A 26509-nucleotide genomic window follows, 5' to 3' on the forward strand; every position below is an offset into this window, starting at 1 on the left:
CCTTGGAATGCGTGCAGCCTGCTGCCGCTTTACCTCAGCGCAGCCTGCTGCGCGAACTACCGCGACGAAGTCGCCAAATGTTTCCCGGCACTTCCCCCCCCCCAAAAATAGCGATTGTCGCCATCGCCGCAGCAGGCTGCGGACTCTTCAAAGCGGCAGCAGGCTGCCGCAGTCCAAGGACGCTTCGCGTCTCCCTCGGCTTCCCCGTTGCTACTACGTCATCCTCACCTGCTCCGCACTCGTAAGTGTGAGCGCGCTGCCATCCGCTAGCGTCAGCAGCAGATGCCCTTCCTCCGTGAGGTCGCTAGCCATGCCTTCCACTTCACGGCCTTCCACGCGCGCTTTCACCACATGCCCCAGCAGGCGACTGCGGCGGCGCACTTCATCGATCACCGATCCATAGCCGTGCTCCCATAAGGGCAGCAGGCGATCGATCTGTTTCAGCAGGGCGATGGCCACAAGATTGCGATCCAACAGACGTCCATCCCCGTTGGCAAGACGCAGGGAGGTGGCGATGTCGCGCAGCTCAGGCGGATAGCTATCCGTGTTTATGTTCAGTCCAATGCCCAGCACCATGTAGGCACCACCTTCGCCGGTGAAAGTCTCCGCCAAAATTCCGGCGCACTTCTTGTCCTGGATGAAGACATCGTTGGGCCACTTGATCTCCGGGCGAAGCGCCGTGGTTATCTCGATAGCCCTGCAAATACCGAGGGCCGCCATGGTGGTCAGCCGTGCCCAATGCTCCATGCGCACACTGGGGCGCAAAAGGATGGAGCAGAGAAGGTCCTGCCCTGGGGGTGCCGACCAGCGGTTCTCGCGGCGACCCCGGCCGGAGGTCTGGCATTCGGCAAAAATTACCACCCCGTGCGCGTAACCTGCTGCCCCCAGCTCCCTTGCAAGATCGCTGGTGGACCCCACTTCTTCATGCACTTGCACCTCACCGCCAACGACTTGCCCTGCCAAAGCCGATGCCAGACGACGTCCATCTAAGGAAATAAATGAGGCCTGAAGAGACATTCAACTAATGATGTATAGCTCTTCCACGTCTTGCAAGGCACAAACATCTCCTCCAAAGTCCCGTACTTTCCTCGATGCCAGTTCGATTCCTGATCGCCGACGACATGCCAGCCCAACAAAGGCTTATGGCAAACGCAGTAATGCTCCTCGGAGGCGAATCTCGCTTCGCTTCCACAGGACACGAAGCCCTTCGACTGGCTGAACGCGAGACCTTCGACTTTATTCTGATGGATCTGCAGATGCCAGAGCTCGGGGGAGTCGCTGCAGCCAGCTACCTGCTCCATCAGTGGAATACGCAGGCAGTGCGGCCTCGCATCATCGCGTTCACCGGAGAAAATCCGGATGACACCTACGCCCTCTGCCGGGCGGTGGGCATGGATGGCTTCGTCAGCAAGCCGTACTCCATGAGTACGCTGAAAAAGTATCTGATCCAGCTGCTGACCCAGGGACATTGCTGGAAGGAAGGTCCCGCGGAACGCCTCCTTGACCTCAAACAGATCGAGGATGGGATGCGCGGCCGTGACGAAAACTGTCTGGCCAAATCCATCAAGGAAGCACGGCTCACCCTGCTGACCATGCGCACCCAACTGGCCGAACTCTCCGGCGGCGAGCTTTCCGACATGGCGGATGCCTTGGTGAGATTTGCCACGCAGCATGGGTACGTGCAGATGGCTCCGGCCCTGAGACAGCTGGCAACCGGGCTGAAGTGGGGGGATGCCACCGCGCATCTCACCCAGCTGGTCCGGGTCCACGATCTCTTTGAGGTGGCAAGTCAGGCGGCCCTCGCCTGGCATCGCCAGCCGCAAATGGCCAGGTATCCGCAGGCAGCCTGATAGGGCTGCCTTGCCGCTCTATCGAAGAGCCCTCGGCAAATTTCGCAGGATAAATGCTGCCCCGATGTCCCGGGAGACGGCGTCCATTCGTCTTACCTGCGAATCCCCCTAGTGCTGCGTGGATTCAACCATCTCCAACCCACCTCCGCTTCGCCATGGCCACCTTTGAAACCGAGCTCTCGCCCTCCCCCTCCTCGTCCAGCAGCAGTGCCGTGACGGAAATCCAAAGCCTGATGGATGACTGGCGCAACGCGCTGACGGCAAAAGACCTGGATCGCCTGATCCAACACTACGATCCTGCCGTGCGCTTTTTTGACGCAGTACCGCCCTATGAACACCAGGGCGCGACGGCCTACCGGCGCACCTGGGAGAACATGATGCCCTTCCTGCCTGAAGCCCTGGGCTCGGAAGTGCGGGAACTTCAAATCACGGCTGAAGGGAACGTCGCCTTCGCCTCATGCCTGCAGCGCCTGACGAATCGGAAAAACAATGAAGCTGCGACGTGTGGATGGGTGCGCGTGACCCTCTGCTTCCAGCGGAAGAATGACAGCTGGAAGGTGGTGCACGAACACGTGTCCGTGCCCTTCAACCCGCAAACGGCTCAGGCCGCCTTCGTAAAGGAGCTGTAGAAAGCCGGAACTCGCTTAGCAGCAGAACTTGGCCGCCGCGTCGGACAGCGGCACGAAGAGTTCGTGGAGCCAGGCTGCCACCAGTCCGAGGACTCCACTGGAGTTGGAGTTCTCGCGGTTGGCCCGCATTTCCCGGCGATACAAGCTGGGGGTCTTGCCAATTTCACGGGTAAACCCGCGCACAAAGGCTCCCAAGCTCTGATATCCCACCGCAGACGAGATCTGGCCAATCATCATGTTCGACTTGAGCAGCATCGAGGCGGCACGCGCCATGCGCAGTCTGCGGATGTAACCCGGGATGGTCTCGCGATGATACCTCCGGAAAAGCCGGCTCAACTGGAATGGCGTCATGCTGACGTCAGAGGCCAGTGACTTCAGACTCGGCGGATTTTCAAGGCTGGACTCAATGAGTTCAGCGACCCGTTGCGCTGGAGGGACGTGCGGCGGTTGCCGGTTGGACATCCGGAAGCATGCGCCATTTGCCTTGCATGTCAATTTACTCGCAATCACTCCTCACTCGCTCCCGGGCCACTTTTCCACGATCATGTCCTTTTTCTGAAAGGCTCCCGGGCCGTCGGCTGGCAATTCAGGGATCGTTCCAGCATCCGCACCGAGGAGCTGCTGATGCCATTCCCGCGCCACGTTCGGATTCGGTGCCTCATAGATGGTGCCGTCCACCGTCTCCACGGTGGCCACCCAAACCAGTGAGGTGACGGGCTGCTCTGGGGAACCGGAAGGCGGATCCGCATGCGTATAGCCCGACCTGAAGGCGGCTATCTGAGATTCGGGGAGCCAATCCCCATATTCCTCAACGACGACCTTGTGACCGTTCATCACGGCCGATGTTCGCAAATGCCCTACACGGATCATTTTCATGCGGGTACGAGTGCCCTCCTTAGGCGGGGATGGACTTTATGGGATGATCGCAGCATTATTGTGCTGGACACAAGTGCAATCGAAAGCAATTGCAACTTTCATGGGGCCTAAAAAGTCACTCATATTGAAGACATACAGGGTCGTATTAAACTCTTTCTGCGTGGTGTTTGTGGATGCTGAGGGATACATCGAGACCGAGACCCTGATTGCCTTCAACCGGAGTGGGTCGGTTTCTGCAGAATATCCACGGGCCATGGTGAGGGAAGTAGTCGAGGTCTTGGAGCCGCAGATGCGTCGGCATGGCCCACTTTCCTAATCGCCTTTTACATCTCTGTATCAGCAGGTTGTCCGTCCAGTGAATGCCCAGGCACTCCCCCGAGTGGATTGAGGTTGGAAGAGTTTGAAGGAGCCATCTCTCGAAGGGGCATGGCCATGTGAGTTGACAACTCAGCGCGCCCATGTAATTAACTCATCAGTTAATTAACTTATTGGTTAATCTCGATGTCCGACCGCCTCAGCAACACCTTTGCCGCTCTCGCTGACCCCACGCGCCGTGCCATCCTCGCTCGGCTGGCGTCCGGCGAAGCCTCGGTGAAGGAACTCGCCCAGCCGTTCGACATGACTCCCCCGGCCATCACCAAGCACCTCAAGGTGCTGGAGCGCAGCGGACTCATCGCCCGTTCCCGGGATGCTCAGAAACGCCCCTGCCGCCTGAAGGCCAAACCTCTCAAGGAGGCAGTCGACTGGCTGGAGCGCTACCGCGAGCTCTGGGAGGAGCGGCTCGACCGACTCGACGAGTACCTGCAGGAGCTGCAGGCCCAAACCCAGAGCCAGAGCCAGACCAAAGCTCACGAGCAATCCAGTTCCGACGCGCACGCTCAACCTTCATCCACCTCCAAGAAAAAGGAGGAGCCATCCCATGAATCAGGAAAAAAGCACCACCGCTGAAGCCGCTGCCGCAGTGCAGCCATTCGTCATCACCCGCACCCTGAATGCTCCACGTGACCTTGTGTGGAAGGCGTGGACCGAGCCGGAGCGTCTCGCCCAGTGGTGGGGGCCCAAGGGATGCACCATCAAGGTGCACCAACTGGATCTGCGTCCCGGCGGTATCTTCCACTACACCATGAGTTTTCCTGGTGGTGGTGACGATATGTGGTGCCGCTTTGCCTTCCGGGAAGTCACCCCACCGCAAAGAATTGTCTGGGTGAATTCCTTTTCCGATGCGGAGGGCGGCATCACACGGCCTCCCTTTGATGATAACTGGCCCCTTGAGATCCTGAACGAAGTCACGCTCACCGAGGAGAACGGCAAGACGCAGCTCACGCTTCACGCAACGCCGATCAACGCGACGGCCGAGGAAGTGCAGACCTTCGACACCAACCGCGCCTCACTCAATCAAGGCTACAGCGGCACCTGGGACCAGCTCGAGGAATACCTGGCGAGCATCGCCTGAGAAAAAAGCCCTTCACGCCTGACATCCACCGAACGCAACAACATGAGCCTCGCAAAATCATCCTCCACCGACGGCAGTGAATCCCTACCGTCACTTACCTTCACCCGCACCTTTGATGCACCACGCGCGCTCGTGTGGAAGGTATGGACTGACCCGGTGCATATGGCCGCCTGGTGGGGTCCCGATGACTTCACCAATCCGGTGTGTGACATGGACGTACGCCTGGGCGGCACTCTGAAAATCGACATGCGCAGCCCGGGCGGCACCGTGTATCCCATGACCGGGGTGTTCAAGGAGATCACGGAGCCCGAGCGCCTGTCGTTCACCTGCACGCCGCTGGATGACAAGGGCGAAATCATCTTCGAAGAGCTGACCACGGTGACCTTCACCGAGAACAGCGGCAAGACCACCCTGCACATTGAGGCACGCATCCTCTGGAAGAAACCCGAAGCGGACGCCTATCTCACCGGCATGGAGGAAGGCTGGCGCCAAAGCCTCGTGCGCCTGGGCTCGCAGGTCGCTCGCGCCAAGGTCTCCGTGCCGGCAGAGGCGAATCGAGAACTCATCAACACACGTTTCTTCAAGGCACCACGAGATTTGGTGTTCGAAGCATGGTCGAAGCCGGAGCATGTGGCGCGCTGGTATGGTCCCAATGGGTTCACGCTCACCACGCACCAGATGGACTTCCGCCCCGGCGGCATGTGGCAGTACATCATGCACGGACCGGATGGCACGGACTATGACAACCGCGTGGTGTATGAGGAAATATCACGCCCGGAGCGACTCGTGTACCTGCACGGACACGACAAGGACAATGATCCCGAGGCCTTCCACGTGACGGTGACCTTTGCTGAAGAGGACGGCGGCACCCGCCTCACCATGCGCCTTGTCATGGCCACGGCAGAGCAGCGCGAGGCCAGTGTGAAGTTCGGCGCCGTCGAGGGTGGCAAACAGACCCTCTCGCGTCTGGACGCCTACCTGGCCACACTGGGCTGAGGCATTGGATTTGCGTCATTATTCACGCCTCCCCGGAGGGGGGAGGCGCGAACGCAAGCAAAGAATTTTTGCTGCGAGTGTCCTTTCAGGCGGGCACCATTCGTCATGGAGGTGAAGACACACACCGAAACCACACCTCCACACGCAACTCTACTACTCGTCCTATGATCAAGAAACTGCTCCTCATCCTGCTTTCCCTCTTCGCCATTGCGTTCTTGGGTCTCGGCATCCTTGTCGCTGTCGCTTCTACGAAAGCGGACGAATTCCAGATCAGCCGCTCCGCCACCATCGCCGCTCCTGCTCCGGTGGTCTTTGACCAGGTGAATACCCTCAAGAAATGGCAGGCGTGGTCCCCCTGGATCAAGCGTGACCCGGGCACGAAAGTAACCTATGCCGGTCCGGAATCCGGAACGGGGGCATCGTACTCCTGGGTGGGCGACAAGGAAACCAGCGAAGGCAAGCTCACCATCACGGACAGCCGTCCGAGTGAGAAGATGGAATGCACGCTGGTGTTTCTCAAACCTTTCGAGGCAACCAACACAGCCAGCTTCATCCTGGTCCCCGAGGACGGCAAAACCAAGGTCACCTGGATCATGGCCGGCAAAAATAACATCGTGGGCAAGGTGATGTGCCTGTTCATGGACATGGACAAGATGGTCGGCGGAGACTTCGAAGAAGGCCTCAGCTCCATCAAGGCCATTGCGGAGAAGGAAGCGGCATCTGCTCCTGCGGCAACGACTGCTCCGGCTCCTGAAAGTGCACCGGCACCGGCACCCAGCCCTGCCCCGAATTCATAACGTGCTTCAGCGTCCGTGAGAGCGGACTCCCCCAATCCCCCCGCCCCATCCAGCCATGAGCAGCAAGCGAGCCTCCCTCAGTACGGCACTGGCCATTCGCCCCGTCATTGTTTCCCGTGTGATCCCTGCATCCCCGGACATGGTGTTCGAGGCATGGACCCAACCGGAGCAACTCATGCACTGGTGGTCCGCGGGAGGCCTGTGCACGCCTGAGTGCGAAATCGACCTGCGCCCCGGCGGTGTTTTTTATTATTGCATGCGTTCACCGGATGGCACGGACTACCGGTGCAAAGGAATATATCAGGAAGTGTCCGAGCCCGAGCGCCTTGTCTTCACCAACACCTTTGTGAACGAAGCCCGCCAGCTTGCGCATCATCCCGACCTGCCGGACTGGCCGCGCGAGACCTTGGTGCATGTGACCTTTGCTCTGCATCAAGAAGGCACATGCATCACGCTGCAACAAGCCGTGTCCAAGGCGAATGAGGCCGAAGCGGAAGGCTTCGAACGTGGTCGTGAAGGCGCCCACGAGTTCTGGGCCATGACCCTGGACTGCCTCGCAGAGAACCTCGCGCACGCGTGATCATTTACCCACCCCATTCACTCCCACAACAAACACCCAGCCCAAGCCCAACAACTGCCACCCTATGAACGCGCCTGATTCTGCCTCCCCCTCCACCCCGAAAGCCATGTACTGGATCGGATGGGTCCTCAGCGTCCTGCCCTGTCTGCTTCTCATCTTCAGTGCCTACATGAAACTCAATCCTACCCCGGAGGTCATCGAGGAGATGAACAAGAACGGCTTCCCCATGCAGCTTGCCATTCCCCTCGGCATCACGGAACTCGCCTGTACCGTGCTCTATCTGATTCCCCGCACCGCGGTGTTGGGAGCCATCCTGCTCGCAGCCTACCTTGGCGGCGCGGTTTCCTCGCACGTGCTGAAGCTACAAGGAATTTCCTTCTGGTTCATACCGGTGCTTCTCGGCGTGTTTCTGTGGCTCGGTCTCTGGCTGCGTGATGCCCGCCTGCGCGCGCTGCTGCCCTTCACGAGCAAGGCGTGATGGTGCGTGCGCCATCCCAATACATCCCACCCCATCACACCATGGCTGCGAAATTCCAAAAGTTCACCACGCACCTCTGCTACAACAATCAGGCAGAGGAAGCCGTGGCGCTCTACACCTCGCTCTTTGAAAACTCGGGGATCAAGCATGTGCTCCACTATGGGAAAGACCAGCACGGTCCGGAAGGCAGCGTGCTGGGAATCCTCTTCGAGCTGTGTGGCGTGGATTTCTGGGCCGTGAATGGTGGCCCGTATTTCAAGTTCGAGCAGGGCATGTCCATCTACGTAAAATGCGAGACACAGGAGGAGATTGACAAGCTCTGGGAGAAGCTCGCGGAGGGCGGCAAGCACCAGCAGTGCGGGTGGCTCGTGGACAAGTTCGGCGTGTCCTGGCAGATCGCCCCGGCCATTGTCGATGACATGATGCGCGACCCGGATCCCGAGAAGGCCCAGCGCATCCTGACAGCCGTCTTGGAAATGGAGAAGTACGACATCGAAGAACTGAAGCGCGTCTATGAAGGCCGCCCTACCATCCCCGCCTGAGCTGCGGACAAGAAGGGATTCGGCTCCCTTTACCAAAGCCGGCCTCGACCGCCTGCGAGCATCAATGCAGTCGCATGTGGACAGCGGTCGACTGCCCGGTCTCGTCACTGCAATCAGCAGCCATGGCGAGCTGCACGTGGACGTCTACGGCATCCAAGACATGGCAGGCACGCGGCCTATGAAGCGGGACACGATTTTCCGCATCGCGTCTCTCACCAAGCCCATCGCCGCCACCGCGGCGATGTTGCTGGTGGAAGATGGCGAACTGGAACTCGATGACCCCGTGGATCCCTGGCTACCTGAGCTGACGAACCGCCGTGTACTGAGCTGGCTGGATGGTGCACTCGACGATACCGTTCCCGCCAAACGCGCCATCACGCTGCGTGACTTGCTCACCTTGCGCATGGGCTTGGGCCATCTCATGGATGCCTGCGAGGAATGCCCCATCCTCAAGGTGCTGAATGAGCAGCGGCTCCTCATGGGTTTCCCCGAACCTCAACTCGTGCCCGCGCCGGACGAATGGATGCGGCGGCTGGGCGAAGTACCGCTGATGCGCCATCCCGGTGAAGCGTGGATGTACGACCTTGCCTTCGACGTGCTGGGCGTCCTGATCGCCCGTGTCTCCGGCATGGGGTTCGAGGCTTTCCTTCGCGAGCGCATCTTCGAGCCGCTCGGCATGAAGGACACTTCCTTCCATGTGCCCCCGGAAAAACTTCATCGCCTGCCCCCTGCCTATGCCGGTGATGAAGAAACTGGCGGGCTGTGTGTCTTCGATGCTGCCGAGGGTGGCCACTGGAGCACAGCGCCTGCGTTCCAGTCAGGCCGTGGTGGCTTGGTCTCGACGGCAGATGACTACCACGCCTTCTGCCAAATGCTGCTGCATCGCGGCACCTATACAGGCGGCCGGCTTCTCACGCCAAAGTCCGTGGCCCTGATGACCAGCGACCAACTCACACCACGTCAGCGCGAGGGAAACGAAATGTTTTTCGGCGACCACAGCAGTTGGGGTCTCGGCATGGGAGTTGTCATCAAGCAAACACCGGAGTCCAAGAGCGTGGGACGCTTCGGCTGGGATGGTGGCCTCGGCACTTCCGCCTACAACGATCCCTCACACGATCTCATCGGCATCCTCCTCACCCAGCGACTCATGGATTCTCCTGAACCGCCGGCGGTGTTCCGGGATTTTTGGGACGGGGTGTATGAAGCGATGTGAGGTGCAGGCTCCGTAAAAGCCGTCTGCCTCCGTGTGCAGCATCCTGCTCTGCGCTTCTTGAGAAGGGTGACACACGCTACAGATCTAGATACTGTGACGCGCAGCGTCCTTGGACTGCGCGCAGCCCTGCTGCCGCTTTCTAGAGTCCATCCCGCTTCGCGGGACTGTGGCGATGGCGACACTCGCTCGCAAGGTGACGCATCCAACACAGCTTGGCGACTTCGTCGCGGAGCAGCGTGCAGCAGGCTGCACTTTAGCAAAGCGGCAGCAGGGCTGCGCGCAATCCAAGGCCTTCGGCACCATTTCTAGATCACTCCCCTTACGTTCATGTGCCCTGCGGATCTCCGCAGCCATTCAGAGGCACCACCCATCTTACGCGGCTCAGCATTAAGATCCGCACCTACAAAATAAAGGTGCGGCGGCTTCCGTAGCGGACTTGAAGGAGTAGGGGACAAGTCCTTGAGCACCTTGATACCATATCGACGTCACTGATGAGACGTTTGGAGTGCTTTTCCCATCCACCCCCCGTGCACCATCTACCCCAGCGGCATGGACTATCTGAGCAGGGTTGTTCGAATGGTGAACCTGGGGGCGTTCTTGGCTGACTGGACTTGCTGGAAAGACGTGTCCTCCTCTGCCGTTACCCCCCTTGGTGACGGAGTGGTGCATGTCCGCCGGCTGTCCGTCCCTGTCTTTTCTTTTCCTCGTCCCCCGACACTACCCTCGTCATGCGCTCACCCATGTCGATCCGCAACGCACCCATCTTTTCACGCACCGCCTTGATCCTGCTGGCAGGCTCCGCCATCGCAGGCAGCTGCGCTACTCTCTCAGCCAAGCCCAAGGAGGAAGAGGTGTTCGACCCGAACAAGCCGGTCAGCTACTACAAGCAGATCCGGCCCATCTTCCAGGGCCAGTGCAACGGCTGTCACCAGCCCGCCAAGGCGAAGGGCGACTACATCATGACCGAGTTCCAGCGCCTGCTGAAGGGTGGCGAGAACAGCCCGGCCATCACCCCAGGCAAGGCGGAGGAGAGCTATCTCATCAAGCTCATCACCCCCGATGCCAAGGGCAAGGCGGAGATGCCTCAAAAAGCTGACCCTCTGCACGAAACGCAGATCGCGCTCATCAAGCGTTGGGTTGTCGAAGGTGCCAAGGACGACACGCCTGCCTCCGCCCGGCAGGAGTACGACATGGAGCATCCGCCCATCTACACCCGTCCGCCGCTCGTCACCTCCCTCGACTATTCGCCGGATGGCAAGCTCATCGCTGTGGCTGGGTATCATGAAGTGCTGCTGCACAACGCAGACGGCAGCGGCATCGCGGGCCGCCTCGTAGGTCTCTCCGAGCGCGTGCAGAGCGCCCGATTCTCTCCCGATGGCACGAAGCTCGCCGTCGCCGGCGGCAGCCCGGGTCGCATGGGTGAAATCCAGGTCTGGGATGTGGCGAAGAAGAAGCTCGAAATGAGCGTGAGCATCACCTTCGACACGCTCTACGGCGCGAACTGGAGCCCGGATGGCAAGCTCATCTCCTTCGGCGGCGCGGACAATTCGCTGCGCGTCATCGAGGCCGCCACCGGCAAGCAGGTGGCCTTCAGCGGTTCAGCCAATGACTGGGTGCTCGACACCACCTGGGACAAGGACGGCAAGCACGTCATCGGCGCGAGCCGCGACATGAGCGCCAAGCTCACCGAGGTGGAGACCCAGCGCTTCGTGGACAACATCACGAGCATCACCCCCGGCGCGCTCAAGGGCGGCATGCACACGGTGACCCGGCATCCGCAGAAGAACGAGATTCTCGTGGGCGGCGCCGACGGCGTGCCGCAGATCTATCGCATCTTCCGCGAGACCGTGCGCCGCATTGGTGACAACGCGAATCTCATCCGCAAGTTCCCTGCGATGGAAGGCCGCATCTTTGCCGGTGACTACTCGCCCGATGGCAAGGTCATCGCCACCGCGAGCGCCTATCATGGCAAGGGTGGTGTGAACTTCTACAGCGCCGAGTTCGATTCCACCATCCCTGCAGACCTGAAGAAGATCCTGGAGCAGGTCGGCAGCGCGAAGAACCCCGAAGTGGAGAAGTGGGTGACCAAGGATGTGAAGCTCATCCGCAGCATCCCCTTTGAGAAAGGTGGCGTGTATGCCCTGAGCTACAGCCCGGATGGCAAGACGGTGGCCGTGGCTGGTGACGAAGGTGTGGTGCGTCTCATCGATGCCGCCACCGGCAACATCGCCAAGGAATTCGTGAGCGTGCCCCTCGCCGATGCCGCCACCCTCGCCAGCCGCGCGCCGGACACACATGACGCCATCGCTCGCAGCAATGTGGAGAAGGCTCTTGCGAAGGAAGAACTCGCGCCGGGAGCGAAGATTGCCTCCATTGAAGTGACGCCCCGCCAGATCAAGCTGGCCAAGCCCACGGAGTATTCTCAGATCCTCGTCTCCGCCAAGCTGGCCGATGGCACCTATGCCGACGTGACCCGCATGGTGAAGTTCACCCAGCAGGGCATCAAGACAGAAATCTCCTCACGTGGCCTCGTGCGTCCCAAGGAAGATGGCAAAGGCTCGCTGGCCATCGCCATTGGTTCCCACCAGGCGGAAGTGCCGGTGGAAATCACGGGAATGAACACCGCCTTTAACCCCGACTATGTGCGCGATGTGATGCCGGTGCTTTCCAAGGCCGGTTGCAATATGGGCACCTGCCACGGCTCGAAGGAGGGCAAGAATGGCTTCCAGCTCTCCCTGCGTGGTTATGACCCGGTGTATGACGTGACCGCCTTCACCGAGGAACTCTGGGGCCGTCGCGCGAATGTCGCCGCTCCCACTCACAGCCTAATGCTGCTGAAGGCCAGTGGCTCCGTGCCGCATGAAGGCGGCCAGGTGACTGTGCCCGGCGAGCTGTACTATGAAACCATCAAGGCGTGGATCCAGAATGGCACCACCTTCAATGAAGCTTCGCCTCGCGTGACCCGCATCGAGGTCTTCCCGAAGAATCCGGTGCTCGAGAACATCGGTTCCAAGCAGCAGATGCGCGTGATGGCCACCTATGCGGATGGCGTGACCAAGGACGTGACTGCGGAGGCGTTCATCGAATCCGGCAACACGGAAGTCGCCGAAGCGGACAAGCACGGCCTGATAACCACCGTTCGTCGTGGTGAAGCGCCCATGCTCGCGCGCTTTGAAGGTTCCTATGCCGCCACCACCATCACGGTGATGGGTGACCGCAACGGCTTCGCCTGGGTGGAGCCTCCGAAATTCAACAAGATCGACGAGTTCGTTTCCGTGAAGTGGAAGCGCATGAAGATCCAGCCCTCGGATGTGTGCTCGGATACGGAGTTCGTCCGCCGCGTGTATCTCGACCTCACGGGCTTGCCTCCTTCCTCGGAGGATGTGCGCGCCTTCCTCGCGGATCCCGCGGAACAAAAGGTGAAGCGTGAGATGCTGGTGGACAAGCTCATTGCCAGCCCGGCCTTCGTGGACCAGTGGAGCAACAAGTGGGCGGACATGCTGCAGGTGAACAGCAAGTTCCTCGGTGACGAGGGCGCGAAGCTCTTCCGCGAGTGGATTCGCACGCAGATCGCGGAGAACACGCCTTACGACAAGTTCGTGTATTCGATCCTGACGGCGAAGGGCTCCACCAAGGATAACCCCGCGGCGAACTACTACAAGATCCTGCGCACGCCGGAGGAGACGATGGAGAACACCACGCACCTCTTCCTGGCCACGCGCTTCAACTGCAACAAGTGTCACGACCATCCCTTCGAGCGCTGGAACCAGAACCAGTACTATGAGACCTCCGCGTTCTTCTCGCAGGTGGGACTCGCCAATGACCCGCAGAGCGGTGGCAAGACCATCGGTGGCACCGCTGTGGAGGGCGCGAAGCCGCTCTATGAAATCGTGAGCGACACAGGCAAGGGTGAAGTGACTCACCTGCGCACCAACAAGGAGACGCCTCCGCAATTCCCCTACCCTGCCAAGTTTGAGACGAAGCCAGATGCGCCCCGCCGTGAGAAGCTGGCTGCCTGGATGACCAGCGCAGACAACCAGTACTTTGCCATGAGCTATGCGAACCGCCTTTGGGGCTACCTCACCGGCACCGGTGTGATTGAGCCGCTGGATGACATCCGCGCCGGCAATCCGCCGAGCAATCCGGAACTGCTCACCTACCTCACCCAGGAGTTCGTGAACAGCGGCTTCAATGCGCGCCACCTCATGCAGCTCATCTGCAAGTCCCGCACCTACCAGCTCAGCGTGGCCGGCAACAAGTGGAACTACGATGACAAGATCAACTACAGCCACGCCAAGGCCCGCCGCCTGAGCGCGGAAGCGTTGTACGACAGCATCTACGCAGTCACCGGCGCGGTGAGCAAGATCCCTGGCGTTTCGCCCGGCACCCGTGCGGCGCAGCTCGCAGATTCGCAGACAAAGCTCAGCGATGGTTTCCTGAACAACTTCGGCCGCCCTGCCCGTGAGAGCGCGTGCGAGTGCGAGCGCAGCAATGACGTGCAGCTTGGTCCCGTGATGGCTCTCATCAGCGGTCCCACTGTGGGTGATGCCATCAGCGACCCGAGCAACGCGATTGCGAAGATGACCAAGGAGATCACGGATGACCGCAAACTCGTCTCGGAAATCTTCCTGCGCGTGCTCAACCGCCTGCCGAGTGACAAGGAGATCGATACCGCGCTGGAAAGCATGGCCGGCATGGATGCCGAGCACAAGACGCTGACCGCCGAGTGGGCCGCGAGCGAAGTGAAGAACGCTCCGGTGATTGCCAAGGCGGAACAAGATCGCGCTGGCAAGATCACCGTCTCCCAGAAGGAACTGGATGACTACAAGGTGAAGGTCGCTCCGGAAAACAAGAAGAAGGAAGACGCCCGTGTCGCCGCCATCAAGAAAGCGGAAGACGGCGTCGCCGCTGCTGGAAAGACATTGCCGGATCAGCAGGTGCGCTGGGAGCCCTATGTGGATGTGAGCACCGAGTGGATCCCGCTCGAGCTCGAAGTCGTACGCATGGATGGCGTGCAGAAGCTGGACAAGCAGCAGGATGGTTCCCTGCTCGCCACGGGTTTCCCCGAAGGTCAGCAACGCAATGGCAACTACCAGGTGCGCGCCAAGACCAATCTCACGGGCATCACCGCCTTCAAGCTGGAACTGCTGCCGCATGACAGCCTGCCGAACAACGGCCCCGGCCTCGCACCCGATGGCAACTTCGTGCTGAGCGAATTCACCGTGCAGCAGACCGCCATCGACAAGAAGCGCCCAAAGCGCCGTGAAGGTGCCCTGACGTTGATGAACCCGAAGGCAGACTTTGTGCAGAAGGACTTCGCGCCGGACCTCATCCTGAAGACCGGCAATCGCGACAAGGGCTGGGCCGTTTCTCCGGACACGGGCTATCGCCACGAACTCACGATGCAGCTCAAGGAACCCGCCGGACTCGAAGACGGGGCGATGTTCACCTTCAACCTGGTGCAGAACTTCCAGAACAGCGGCAAGTACCTCATCGGTCGTTTCCGCATCCTGGCGACCACCAGCAAGACGGTGCGCTTCGGCGCTTCGCAACCGGTGATCGCAGCGCTCAATACCGCCGCGGACAAACGCACCAAGGAACAAAAGGACCTGCTGGCTGCCGAGTTTGCCAACCAGACCCGGCCTTATCAAGACACCAAGAAGTCGCTGGCCCAAGCCAAAAGGCCACTGCCCATCGACCAGAACCTCGTGGATCTGGAGAAGAAGCTCGCCGACGCACAGCTGCCCATTGAGCTCGACCAGAAGCTGGTGCAACTCCGCCGTGACTCCGATCTCAGCAAGAGCCAGATGGCCAACCGTCGCCTCACCGCGGCACAGGACCTTACTTGGGCGCTCATCAATTCGCCTGCGTTCTTGTTCAATTACTAGATATCGATTAAACTCAACACGAAATAATCCAGGAGGACAAAGCTCATGTTCAGACTACCCGGACACCTCGCTAAAGACCTGTGCGACTCGCACCTCGGCAGCACACGACGTGACTTCCTGCGCGTCGGTGGCGCGGGCATGATTGGTCTCACCTTGAATAACATCTTCCGTGCCCAGGCAGCCGCTGCGGGCAGCGCCTCCGCGGGCTCCCCCGGCTGGGGCAAGGCGAAGAACATGGTGATGATCTACCTGCAGGGTGGTCCGAGCCACATCGACCTCTGGGACCCCAAGGAGAATGTGCCGGACAAGGTGCGCAGCGCTTTCAAGTCCATCCCGACGAAGATTCCCGGCCACAACTTCACGGAGATCCTGCCGAAACTCGCGAAGGTGAACGACAAGTTCACCATGATCAATTCGATGAGCTACACGCCGAATGGTCTCTTCAACCACACGGCGGCCATCTATCAAATCATGACCGGATACACCACGGACAAGGTGTCTCCCTCCGGCCAGCTCGAGCCGCCGAACGCGAAGGACTATCCGAATTTCGGCTCGAACATCATCCGTCTCCGTCCCATGGACGAGCCGATGCTTCCCTTCGTGATGCTGCCGCGTCCGCTGCAGGAGTCGAACGTGATTGGCAAAGGCGGTACCGCCGGCTTCCTGGGCAAGAGCTACGATCCCTACACTCTTTATCCGGACGGTGATGACATGGACATGGAGAAGATGAGCCGCATCAAGATCGATGACCTGCAGCTCCGCCCTGACCTTTTCTCCGTGCGCCTCCAGCGCCGTGCCAAGCTGCGCAACCTCATCAACGACCAGATGCCCGTCATCGAAGCTGCGGTGAAGGACATGAGCCTGGATGATTACTACAGCCGCGCGCTCAATCTCATCGCCAGCGGCCGTGCCCGTGATGCCTTTGCCTTGAGCCAGGAACCCGAAGCCCTGCGCGATGCCTATGGCCGCAATACCTTTGGTCAAAGCCTCCTGCTCGCCCGTCGCCTGGTGGAAGCCGGCACGCGCGTAGTGGAAGTCATCTGGCCCAAGGTCGCGAACTCCGACAACCATTCATGGGACCACCACGTGGGTCTCACGGACCGCATGAAGACCCGTTCGGGTCCCATGCTGGACTCCGGCCTGAGCGCCTTCTTCGCAGACATGGACAGCCGTGGCCTGCTCGATGAAACGCTCGTGGTGGCCATCGGTGAATTCGGCCGCAGCCCCGAGAAGGGCGTGAGCACCAGCGGCAACGGCAACAGCGCCGACGGTCGCGACCACTGGCCCTACTGCTACACCAGCATCGTGGCCGGCGCCGGCATCAAACGTGGTTACATCCACGGCAAGTCGGACAAGACCGCCTCCGCTCCCGCGGAGAACCCGGTGCACCCCGCCGAGCTGCTCGCAACGATTTATCACTCCTTCGGCATCGATCCGGAAACGATTGTGCACAACCACCTCAATCAGCCTCGCGAACTCGTGAAGGCGAAGGCGGTGACGCAGTTGTTTGCGTAAGCTGCATTGCATTTTCCTGACATCACGACCTCCCCATGGGAAAACTTGTGTGGCGAAGCCACCTTGGACTGCGTGCAGCCCTGCTGCCGCTTTCCAGAGTCCACAGCCTGCTGTGGCGATGGTGACACTCGCTCGCAGGGCCACGTTTCCCAAAAAAGCTTGGCGACTTCGTCGCGGTGGAGTGTGCAGCAGGGCTGCACTTCAGGAAAGCGGCAGCAGGGCTGCGCGCAGTCCAAGGACGCTTCGCGTCACAACGTCCAAATCAGTCGCGTCTATCGCTCCATTTCCTCATCCCGACGCACATGCGCAACGCGGGACGCTGTGTATTGATACGCAGCGCTTCTCTCGCTGAGGGCACTACAGAACAAAGAGGCTCGGAAATTCGAGTGCTGGAGCCTTCTTCAGCACTCAAAATCGATGGCTGTGATATGCATCACGACATGCGAAATCACGACTCACTCCAAGCCGGCCGGAGGCCAGCGCTCCCAGGGCTGCAAAGGTTCGCTCCTACTTCTTCAGTTCATCCAAGGTCCACAGCGCCGTGCGGTCCTTGTGCTTTCCACGAATGGCTTCCACTTCGGCGGTAGAGACAGCAGAAGCACCTTTGCCATGTTCCTTGCGGATGTAGGTGAGCACCTCGGCGATCTGCTGATCATTCAGACCACTCGGCGGCATCGGGATGGGAGTGGCGCGGCCATATTCCTGGCCAGCCACGGTGATGGGACCCATCAGCCCGTGCATGATCATCTTGATGATCGCGTCCTTGTCACCTGTGACCCACTCGCTGTTCCGCAGCGGAGGATAGATGCCGGGCAGGCCATTGCCATCGGGTTGGTGGCAGTTCAGGCAGAGGGCATCATAGATGAGCTTGCCGGGATGCTCCTGCACAGGAGCGGCGTCCGCGATCTTGTGGACGAAGGCCACGTGCGTGGCATTGCCACCGAAGTCGAGCTTCTTCTCCGCGAGCGGCTTGGCCCACTGGGGCTTCAGAGCACGCACACACTGGGCGAGTGAATAATCGATGAAGCGATCCCGCGGCGAATCCAACGCGAGTGCGGCGACCTCCACCGCCTCGGGCTTTTCCACATAGCTGAGCGCGACGATGGCCTCCAAACGCACACGAGGGTTCTCGTCGCGCACGCATTTGGTGAGCAACCCAAGAGGGTCGGGAAGACGGTCCGCCCACGCGCCAACCACACGGGCTCCATAAGCACGCACGCGTGCATCCTTCGCCGTAAGAAGCTTTTCCAGCATCTTGAGGCGCACGGATTCGTGCGACTCATACACACCAATAACTTCCAGCAACAAATGCTCATAACCCTTGTCGGCAGCATTCAGTGTTTCCACCCAGGCATCGGTGGCCTTCGTCACTTCCTCAGTGGGCAGGTCAAAGAGAAGACGCTTGGCCTGGTAGCGCGTCCAGCGCTCCGGCGAGCGCAGTTGCTCCAGCAGTTCCGGCGTCTTCATCGCTGCGAGATTCGGCTGTTTCACCGGTTCGCGTCCTTTGTAGGTGATGCGCCAGATGCGGCCACGCGTGCGGTCGCGGCGCGGGTCGGCATAGCTGGCCTGATAGTGGCCAATGATCGGATTGTACCAATCCGCCACATAGATGGCGCCATCCGGACCCACGCTCACATCCACAGGACGGAAGGCGGTGGAGGTGGACTTCAGCAGCTTCGGAAGCTGCTCGGTGACGAAACCAGCGCCGTCATCGATGAATTTGTGGAACTCCATCACATTGCCGAAGTAACCGCCGATCACGGCGTAGCCCTGCACGTCATCCGGCAGTGCCTTCGTGCCGATGATGTCCAGTGCCGTTGTCTTCGGGTTCGTTTTGAAGAGCGAGCCGATGCCGTGGTATTGATCCGGGTCCTGTACGCGAATGGTCCCAGGCGTGGTGTAGTAGCCATCGGGACGGTCGCCGGACTTGTGGAAGATTTGATTGTAGTCGTCGAACGCCACGCCCCAGCAATTGTGGCCGGCTTTGCCACCGTTGAAGAAAGCGTCCATGCGCATCGTGCGCGGGTTCAAGCGCCATACACCGGCCTTGTCGAGACGGGAAAGGCCCCAGGGTGTTTCCACACGGGAGAAGGCATGCAACCCCTGCGTGAACCACAGGCTGCCATCGGGACCATGGGTGATGGAGTTCACCAGCTGGTGTGTGTCCCCCACCCCGAAGCCGGAGTAGATGACCGTGCGCTGGTCTGCCTTGCCGTCGCCATCGGTGTCCTTGAGATGAACGAGCTCATCGAAGTCGCACACATACACACCACCCGCGCCGGGCTCGACGCCTTGCACCATGGTGAGGCCTTCGGCGAAACGCGTGGTCTTGTCGACCTTGCCATCGTGATCCGTGTCTTCGCAGATGAGGATGAAGTCACCCGGTTTCCATCCGGCAAGGATGTGGGGATACGTCGGTGAGCAGGCCACGTAGAGACGACCTTTTTCATCCCACGCCATCTGCGTGGGCTTCACGAGATCATTTTTCTCCGAGGCGAAAAGCGTGGCCTCATAACCGTCCATCATCGTGAAGGTGGCCTTCTCCGCGTCCGGCGTGAACTCAGGGCTGTCCGGCATTGCCGTATAACCCGGACTCTTCGGAATGACTTCCGTGGGGGCTTCACCACGCGCCATGGAATGGATGCGCGCATCCAGCGCGGCAATGAGTGGCTTGTGATGCTCGAAGCTCTCTCGCAGCGTAGGCACATCGCCACCCGACTTGCCAAACAACTGGGCCACACGATCGCCATACACAAAGGACCAGTTCGCCGGACGCCAGCAGTCAAAGAAGAGGCGGTTCTTTTCAACAATGGCCGTGCGTAGCACTTCGTTGTCCGTGGCGGGCTGGGTGCCAGCGCCGAGTTCCTTCGCAATCAGCGAAGCCACCACACGCAAGCCTTCCGGATTGAGGTGAAGGCCATTGTCCGTGAGTCGCGGTTCCGTCGCCGAGCGCTCGCTGAGGGGCGTGAAGAGATCCACATACACGGCGCCACGCTGCTTCGCGATGGCACGCACGGCATCAGCATAGGCCTTCACGTCCGCATTACGCTTCGTGAGGTCCGGCGCATGCGAAGCGAGCGGCTTCTCAAAGGGCATGGGAGACACCAGCACGACGCGATGCGTGCGTGCGGCGAATTCATCCAGCAGCTTGTGATACGCCGCCGTGAACGCAGGCACCTTCGCCGCGCCATCAAACGCTTCCACCTGGCCGAACTGCGCAATCACCGTGGTCGCACCCGCAGACTCAAGCTGCGAGGTCCAGGAGCCGAAGTTCAAGTCGCGCCACTGCTCATAGACCGTGTCGCCTTCCCAGGCCATGGAGCGAAATCGGGGCTTTTTTTCGGCAAACGCAGACGTCAGCCAGCCCTCCAGGTTCGCGGTCTTCTGCTCGCGCACGAAATTCGTCTGGCCCGTGAGCACCAGTACCTCGTTGTCCTTCAGTTCGAACTTCCCATCCTTGAACGCCTCGGGCGCAGTGCCAGCCATCGCGGGGTCGCCGAAGCGCTGCATGATGACCGACTGCTCAGGTACCACATCGCCCGCGAGTTCCTCAATCGTGATGTTCCGGTAGGAGACAACGGCCTTGCACTTGCCGTGGATTTGCAGGGCGATAAGGCCCTCCTTCTCGATGCTGCCGTCCGGCTCGGAATAATCGACCGTCTGACGGCCATTCACAGTCAGCAAGATGCGCGGACCCTCGGCGCGGATTTCGTAGGTGTTCCAATCGCCCGGCTTCTCGAACTCGGCGATTTTGGCCTTGTCCCCCTCGGCCAGCATTTTCTTGCGGCGGGATTCGTCGTAGAGGAAGCCGGTATAGCCCGCGCCGATGTCGGCCTGGTAGCCGCTCATTTCATTCGGCGGACTCGGGATGCGCTTGCTGCGGAACTGCACGCCGCCATTCACAAAACCCTCCGTGCCCACCAGTTTGTACTCGAACTTCAGGCGGAAATTCTTGTAGGTCTTCTTCGCGGCGAGGAATTCGTTCTGCGGATTGCCCTCCAGGGAGCCGCCCACGATGACGCCATTCTCCACGCGCCATACACTTGTATTGCCGTCCCAGCCTTCGAGCGTTTTGCCGTCGAAAAGGGGCACAGGCGCCGCGTGAACAGGGAATACGCTGCCGAGCAGGAGCAGGGCGCTGGTGAAGGAAGTGAGCAGATGGAGTCTCATGGGAAATCGGGGGTGGTGAAAACGGTCCGTCCGGGGAGCTTTTTGCCACGGACAGGAACACATTTTCAGGGTCTTGCACCCGGGGGCGCGGGCGTAGTACAGTGTGAAGCCCGTGACCTCAACCTCAACCCCCACCCCACGCCAACTCTACCGTGCTCTCGATCGTGGTGAAATCACGAAGGAGGAATTCCGTGCCTCCATGCGCGAACATGCCCTCGCGCTGATCGAGGAAATGGAAGAGGTGCACCAAAATCCCGTAGCGGCCTGGATTGAAACCCTGCGAAATCGACAGGCCGCAGCACGCCTGGCACGCGCCCATGGGGAGCATGTGGTGCGGGAGGCATTCATCGCCCTGTCCGAGGTGGCAGACTTCCCGCTGGCCCACTGGCTGTGGAATGCGGATCACGACCACCTGCCGCTGTACTGCTTTCTGCGGACGCGAAAGGAGCCCATCTTCCGCGTGCTGAAGCTGGTGTCCCAACCGTGGCTCCTGATGCTGAGCGTGGAATACGGCAGCGCGGCAAAGGGTCAGGCCACGAGGGAGAAGTTCACGTTCTCGCGGGAACGCTTCGGCCGGCTCACGGTGACGAAGCGGGAGGCGGCGTGAGTTGCAAGAAGCGGCTCCGCACCCACCATTACCAACCACGGCACTAAGGCTAGTGCCGCTCCTTGAACAATCGCGCCCTTCACATGGAAGGGCGGGATACGCCGGCCGGAGGCCAGCGCTCCCAGGGCTCTTGAACCTCAGCTACACCGTGGCCGTTTCTGCCGTGGCGGGAGCGGGAGCAGGCGCAGCAGTGGCGCTCGCAGGCACGCGCACGGGATGGACGTCGTCATCGGTCTCGTCCGGCTCGGCGGAGGGAGCGTTAAGGAGGATGCCCTTGGGCTCGCGGTTGGAGCGGCGGCACCAATCTTCATAGGTGATGACCTCGAAGGTGCGGTCCAGATGCTCCACGATGGCGGTCATGGACTCCACCCAGTCACCGGAGTTGATGTAGTGGACGTCGCCCACCTTCTTGTCCGCCGGGGTGTGGATGTGGCCGCAGATGATGCCAGCGCAGCCCTTGCTCTTGGCAAGCTCCTGGAGCTGCTCTTCGAATTTACCCACGAAGCTCACGGCGCCCTTCACCTTGGCTTTCACCCACTTGGCGAAGGAGAAGGGTTCCTTGCCGCGCCAGTGACGCCAGGCGTTGTAGGCGCGGTTCAGTTTCAGCAGGGAGTTGTAACCCACCGAGCCGAGCTGGGCCATCCACTTGTGATTTGTGGTCACGTGGTCAAAGCCGTCGCCATGCACCACGAGGTAGTTGCCATGCGGGGACTCATGGATGTGCTCCTGCACGATCTGCAGGTTGTCGAACACGATGGGCAGGAAGCGCTCCAGCACGTCGTCGTGATTTCCACGCGTGTAGATGACCTCGATGTTCTCCTTCTCCATCTTGCGCAGCACCGTGCGCACGAAGTGGGTGTGTGGCTTGGTCCACTTGCCACCGCGCTGGAGGGCCCACGCGTCGATAATGTCGCCGTTCATCACGAGCTTTTCGCAGATGGAATTGCGAAGGAAGTGGCTGGCCTGGGCCGCCTTGCACTCGGGGGCGCCGAGGTGCACGTCAGAGATGAAGATCGTCTTGAATCGGAGTTTGCGTTTACGGGCCATGGCGTTGTGGGGGAGTGAGAGTTGGGGAGTTGGATGCCGGGCACAGTCTAGGAAGCGAATGCAAAAGCCGTGCCTGCCAGTTCCTGTTCGAACTGTTCGACAATGGCGTTCCATGAAAGCTTCTCCGCGGTGCGGGCTGCGGCATTGCGCAGATCCACATCCTGCCAGTGCGCCAGGGCGGCGTCGGTGGCGGCAAGGAACGCGGATTCGTCACCAAATGCGGCCGTGTGGCCGTTGTCCCCATGCCGCACATGCTGATTCGCGGCGGCATAATCAAAACTCACCGTGCTCAGGCCGGAGGCCAGCGCCTCGGTGAGCACATTGCCAAACGTCTCCGTCAGGCTTGGAAACACAAAGATATCCGCGCTGGCATAATGGGAGGCCAGGTCCTCACCCCTGCGCGCGCCGGCAAAAATGAATTCGGGATGCGCCTCCATCAAGGAAGCCGCCTTCGGACCATCCCCGACGAAGACACACTTCGCACCGGGATGCTTCGCCTGGATGCGCTGGAAGGCCTTCACCGTAAGCGGCAAATTTTTCTCGGCAGCGACGCGACCCACGAACAAAGCCACAGGCGTACTGCCATCCACACCCCAGGAGCGGCGCAGGGATTCATCCCGCCGATCCGGATTGAAAAGGTCGGTATCCACCCCGCGGCCCAGCACACCCACATTGTCGATGCCCAACTTCCGGAGCTGCGCAGCGGTGCTTTCACTCGGGGTGAGCGTCCTGGCTGTGCAATTGTGCAGCCACCTCAGGTACCCCGAGGCGGCGTTCTTCAGAATGGGGACGCGATAGTCTTGTGAATAGGTGTGGAAATTCGTGTGGAACCCCGAGACCACCCGCACGCCGTGGAGCTTGGCGGCCCGGATGGCGTTGCAGCCCATGATGGTTTCCACAGCCACATACATGGCATCCGGTCGCAGAGACTCGATGTGGCGGGCGAAATAATTCCTCGAGGCAAAGCCGAGCCGCACCCCGTCATACCCCGGCAGCGGCATGGCGCCCACGGCCTGCACCTTCACGCCATACTTCTTGTTCTCGTCCCTGGCACCTTCGCTTGTGGTGATGACATGGACTTCGTGCCCGCGTTTTGCGAGGCCGCGCGACAATGTTTGCAGTGTGCGCGCCACCCCGTTGATGTCCGGCGGGAACGTGTCGGATACGAGCATGAACTTCATCAGTCTGGCCCTCCCATCATACTTTCCTCATGCGCACCTGAACATCTGCAGGTGGTGACGTTATCGTCACCTCGCAAGATATGGGCATAAACCAATCCCGGCAACGCCATATCTTGCGATTGTCACCTAGGCACGACGAACATCGCCGCAAAGGTGTTCGGAGTCAATTTGGCATCTTTGTCAGGGTCTACCAGCATGTCCGAAATGTCTCCATCGAGAAACAATGCGTCCTTACATCCGAGGTGGAGGAAGAACTGGCAGAGCTGGTGAAACGTCACGCGGCCCTTCGTGCGGTCGTCGCGATCATTCATCACGAAGATGACCTGTCCAGTGGAGGCATTCACACCCACGGCGCTGCGCAGGCGTTTGTTCGGTGAGTTCACGTTGAAGGCGGGATGCAGCACGCCCTTGCGCATAAGTATGGGCCCACTCTGGGTGGCAAGGCGTGGCTTTAATCCGCTGCGACTGTACTCGACGGACTCCATGACGCTGGCGCCCGTGGTATCATCCACGTAGAAGACGCCGTTAGGCTTGAGGTAGAAATTCCCTTCTGCATCCTTCAGGCTGAGCGGCACCAGTTCCTTCCCGGCGCAGATGGTCAGACCGCAGGGCTTGGGACCGTTTTCGTAGATGCCCGCGTTCGTGGCGAAGGCGATCTCTTTGCCTTCGCTTGCGAGTTCTTTGCGCAGTCCTTCAAAGTCGCGGAGTGGCTGGCCGTCTTTTCCGAGCCAGCGGAGTTCGAGCGTATTCAGTTTGTCTTTATCAATGCGATGCACGTGATAAAGCGCGCCTTGGAACTCAACCTTCTCGGAGGCTTTCAACGTGGCTGTTGCCGTGGAGGCAATTCCGAGAAGTGTGACAATCCAACGAGGGAGCATATGCGGCGTGAAATCGTGGCTGTAGTTTTTGTCGTACTGCGCTTGGGCTGAAAACCATTAGTACAATTCGCCCTTGATGAGAGCCCCGAACATCGCAGCCAACGTTGGCCTTGGCGAAGAATCTATAACGGAAGAGTGAACAAAGCCCATAGGAAATCGGATTACTTCAGCCTGCCCCCCTCCAAACCTGAGAGCGTAGAAGTGGGCGCTGTCATCTCCGATCGCGATCACCTCCGGAAGGTGAGTCTGAATTCCATATCCTTCGTTGAGGTTGCTCACACTTTCACAGGGCCAAATCGAGAAATACACATCCCCTACTGGCCCCTCTCCTCCGTTCGCCCACCGCAGAAGAGCCAGATAGTCATCTGGCAGTGGAAGGGTGGCCCAGTTGGTGAGCCTCCTCAATAAATCCTCGGAAGCGGGAGGATTTGGCAACCACGGCGGTGGGAGAACAGATTCCCAAGTCATGAGAGGAGGTTTTCGCAGCTTCGCATCGCGATATGGATACGACCTTTCAAGTCGCCGGAATCTCAATCACCTTCCCATGCCGCTCCTGCTCTTCCTCAGGACGCGTTTCCACATTTTCGACTTCCTTGTCTTCTTCCTTCAGCACCGGCTCTTCCGTCTTCGCCGTTATCGCTTCCTCCGTTGATTTTTGCGCATCCACCTGTGCCACCTTCTCACTCTCACGCGTCGTCACCATCTCATTCAGTCTTGTAACAACCGCTTCCACCAGATCGCTCTGTCCGCGACGAAAGCGAAATACCGCACGCATCGCGGAGCCTTCGAGGATGAGGTTCTCACTGAGGAATCTTGGATCCACACGCACGGAAACATCCGCCAGCGGCAATGAAAAAAGACGATCCCGCATGCCCTTGGTGGCTGCAAACCACCCTGCGTTGGGATTGGAGGTCAGCACCAGCACGCCATCGAGATTCGTTTTCAGACCAGCCACGCCCTTGCAGCGCGCGCTCAGGCAGCGCACCGCCACTTGCACCTGCGCCTCTTCCACATTGCCGTGAATGCGGAGCAGATCACGAAGCGGATTGTTCACCACCTGCTTGAGTTCCACGGTCTCGTTGGAAAGGAGACGCTTGGCCGGCAACTTCACCTTCTGCCACATGAGCCACATGGTGGTCTTCGAGGTGCGCCACAGCCTTGGCAGCAGCAGCCACAGCACCACGAGCAGAGCAGCAAAGACGGCCAGCGCCACGGCGGGATGCATCAAGGTGAGCGCCACGCCGCCGGCCACCCCGGCATCCTCCGCCACACTGAGGGTGATATTGCTCACCGGTTCTGGAGAATGATTCACCGCGAGCCGCGTCCCCGCCTTCGCCGTGTGCGTGGTGAGCGAGGCACCACCCGCGACCAAAGCTGCCGCCACCTGCATCCAAACCGGCATGTCCCCCACGGCCTGCAAACTCAACAGCACGCCACCCACGGGTCGGATGAACGTATGCACGCTGTCCCACATCGAATCGACCCAGGGGACCTTGTCCGCCAGAAACTCCATGGCAAAAAGAAGTCCGGCCACAATGAGCACCACGGGGTGCCCCAGCTCTTGTAGAGCCTGATGCTGCTCCGCCAGGTGCAGCCAATTGAACCGCACCGCCAGTCCTGTGAGGAAGACCGTGAGGTACAAATTAACCCCGGCCAGCGTCGCCAGCCCGAGCGCCACGCCAAGTTGATCAAGAATGTGCATGGGAGAGGAGATGAAATGCCAAGGCAATAGACTTGGCGTGTACTCAGCTTGTTCAATCAAGCCTCCTGAGCAGGTAGGCTTGACGCGCTGTCTTTAAGAGCAATCAT

21 protein-coding genes are annotated in these 26509 nt (G+C 60.1%); 13 read left to right on the forward strand and 8 right to left on the reverse strand.

The window, feature by feature from the left end; translation table 11 throughout:
* Positions 1-213: 213 nt before the first annotated feature.
* Positions 214-1017, reverse strand: a complete 804-nt coding sequence (locus G5S37_RS25280) for a biotin--[acetyl-CoA-carboxylase] ligase (RefSeq protein WP_240914709.1) — start codon at positions 1015-1017, stop codon at positions 214-216.
* Positions 1018-1091: 74 nt separating this feature from the next.
* Between G5S37_RS25280 and G5S37_RS25285 the strand changes: the two genes are divergently transcribed.
* Both G5S37_RS25285 and G5S37_RS25290 read left to right on the forward strand, forming a co-directional pair.
* Positions 1092-1850: a response regulator gene (locus G5S37_RS25285; RefSeq protein WP_276616989.1), complete on the forward strand. Its 759-nt coding sequence runs from the start codon at positions 1092-1094 to the stop codon at positions 1848-1850.
* Between the two features lie 155 nt (positions 1851-2005).
* Positions 2006-2479, forward strand: coding sequence for a nuclear transport factor 2 family protein (locus G5S37_RS25290; protein WP_165207850.1), 474 nt, complete (start codon positions 2006-2008; stop codon positions 2477-2479).
* A 15-nt stretch (positions 2480-2494) separates the two neighbouring features.
* Here the strand turns inward: G5S37_RS25290 and G5S37_RS25295 are convergent, their stop codons facing one another.
* Together G5S37_RS25295 and G5S37_RS25300 are read right to left on the reverse strand one after the other, a co-directional pair.
* A complete protein-coding gene (locus G5S37_RS25295) occupies positions 2495-2941 on the reverse strand; it encodes an AraC family transcriptional regulator (protein WP_276616990.1) in 447 nt (148 codons plus the stop codon).
* A gap of 51 nt (positions 2942-2992) precedes the next feature.
* Positions 2993-3355, reverse strand: a complete 363-nt coding sequence (locus tag G5S37_RS25300; RefSeq protein WP_165207854.1) for a hypothetical protein — start codon at positions 3353-3355, stop codon at positions 2993-2995.
* Positions 3356-3856: 501 nt separating this feature from the next.
* Here G5S37_RS25300 and G5S37_RS25305 point away from each other — a divergent pair.
* The 10 genes from G5S37_RS25305 to G5S37_RS25350 all read left to right on the forward strand — a co-directional run bounded on the left by G5S37_RS25305 (position 3857) and on the right by G5S37_RS25350 (position 16817).
* Positions 3857-4303 (forward strand): metalloregulator ArsR/SmtB family transcription factor, encoded by a 447-nt coding sequence (locus G5S37_RS25305; RefSeq protein ID WP_165207856.1) that lies wholly within the window; start codon positions 3857-3859, stop codon positions 4301-4303.
* Positions 4275-4808 (forward strand): SRPBCC domain-containing protein, encoded by a 534-nt coding sequence (locus G5S37_RS25310; RefSeq protein WP_165207858.1) that lies wholly within the window; start codon positions 4275-4277, stop codon positions 4806-4808. Before G5S37_RS25305 ends, G5S37_RS25310 begins: the two co-directional genes overlap by 29 nt.
* Positions 4809-4850: 42 nt before the next feature.
* A complete protein-coding gene (locus G5S37_RS25315) occupies positions 4851-5804 on the forward strand; it encodes an SRPBCC family protein (RefSeq protein ID WP_165207860.1) in 954 nt (317 codons plus the stop codon).
* Between the two features lie 164 nt (positions 5805-5968).
* Positions 5969-6601: an SRPBCC family protein gene (locus tag G5S37_RS25320; RefSeq protein ID WP_165207862.1), complete on the forward strand. Its 633-nt coding sequence runs from the start codon at positions 5969-5971 to the stop codon at positions 6599-6601.
* 55 nt (positions 6602-6656) lie between these two features.
* Positions 6657-7181, forward strand: coding sequence for an SRPBCC domain-containing protein (locus G5S37_RS25325; protein ID WP_165207864.1), 525 nt, complete (start codon positions 6657-6659; stop codon positions 7179-7181).
* A 64-nt stretch (positions 7182-7245) separates the two neighbouring features.
* Positions 7246-7659 (forward strand): DoxX family protein, encoded by a 414-nt coding sequence (locus tag G5S37_RS25330; RefSeq protein ID WP_206026138.1) that lies wholly within the window; start codon positions 7246-7248, stop codon positions 7657-7659.
* A 41-nt stretch (positions 7660-7700) separates the two neighbouring features.
* Positions 7701-8201, forward strand: coding sequence for a VOC family protein (locus G5S37_RS25335; protein WP_165207868.1), 501 nt, complete (start codon positions 7701-7703; stop codon positions 8199-8201).
* Entirely contained in the window at positions 8173-9414 is a 1242-nt protein-coding gene (locus G5S37_RS25340) for a serine hydrolase domain-containing protein (protein ID WP_165207870.1), read from the forward strand. Before G5S37_RS25335 ends, G5S37_RS25340 begins: the two co-directional genes overlap by 29 nt.
* Before the next feature lie 740 nt (positions 9415-10154).
* On the forward strand, positions 10155-15302 hold the full coding sequence (locus tag G5S37_RS25345; RefSeq protein ID WP_165207872.1) for a DUF1549 domain-containing protein: 5148 nt from the start codon (positions 10155-10157) through the stop codon (positions 15300-15302).
* Between the two features lie 45 nt (positions 15303-15347).
* A complete protein-coding gene (locus tag G5S37_RS25350; RefSeq protein ID WP_165207874.1) occupies positions 15348-16817 on the forward strand; it encodes a DUF1501 domain-containing protein in 1470 nt (489 codons plus the stop codon).
* 507 nt (positions 16818-17324) lie between these two features.
* Here G5S37_RS25350 and G5S37_RS25355 read toward each other — a convergent pair.
* The gene (locus G5S37_RS25355) at positions 17325-20987 is read right to left on the reverse strand and encodes a PVC-type heme-binding CxxCH protein (protein ID WP_165207876.1); all 3663 of its coding nucleotides are present in this window, start codon (positions 20985-20987) and stop codon (positions 17325-17327) included.
* A 112-nt stretch (positions 20988-21099) separates the two neighbouring features.
* Between G5S37_RS25355 and G5S37_RS25360 the strand changes: the two genes are divergently transcribed.
* Positions 21100-21594, forward strand: a complete 495-nt coding sequence (locus G5S37_RS25360) for a hypothetical protein (RefSeq protein WP_165207878.1) — start codon at positions 21100-21102, stop codon at positions 21592-21594.
* Positions 21595-21735: 141 nt separating this feature from the next.
* On the opposite strand, the gene G5S37_RS25365 is transcribed toward G5S37_RS25360, so the two are convergent.
* The 4 genes from G5S37_RS25365 to G5S37_RS25380 all read right to left on the reverse strand — a co-directional run bounded on the left by G5S37_RS25365 (position 21736) and on the right by G5S37_RS25380 (position 26402).
* The gene (locus tag G5S37_RS25365) at positions 21736-22641 is read right to left on the reverse strand and encodes a UDP-2,3-diacylglucosamine diphosphatase (protein ID WP_165207880.1); all 906 of its coding nucleotides are present in this window, start codon (positions 22639-22641) and stop codon (positions 21736-21738) included.
* A gap of 47 nt (positions 22642-22688) precedes the next feature.
* The gene (locus tag G5S37_RS25370) at positions 22689-23822 is read right to left on the reverse strand and encodes a glycosyltransferase family 1 protein (protein ID WP_165207882.1); all 1134 of its coding nucleotides are present in this window, start codon (positions 23820-23822) and stop codon (positions 22689-22691) included.
* A 122-nt stretch (positions 23823-23944) separates the two neighbouring features.
* Positions 23945-24700: a phosphodiester glycosidase family protein gene (locus G5S37_RS25375; RefSeq protein WP_206026139.1), complete on the reverse strand. Its 756-nt coding sequence runs from the start codon at positions 24698-24700 to the stop codon at positions 23945-23947.
* A 514-nt stretch (positions 24701-25214) separates the two neighbouring features.
* Positions 25215-26402 (reverse strand): DUF4126 domain-containing protein, encoded by a 1188-nt coding sequence (locus G5S37_RS25380; RefSeq protein ID WP_165207886.1) that lies wholly within the window; start codon positions 26400-26402, stop codon positions 25215-25217.
* Between the last annotated feature and the right edge of the window lie 107 nt (positions 26403-26509).

Origin of the sequence: Roseimicrobium sp. ORNL1 (genome assembly GCF_011044495.1) — a bacterium.
Lineage (GTDB): Bacteria > Verrucomicrobiota > Verrucomicrobiia > Verrucomicrobiales > Verrucomicrobiaceae > Roseimicrobium.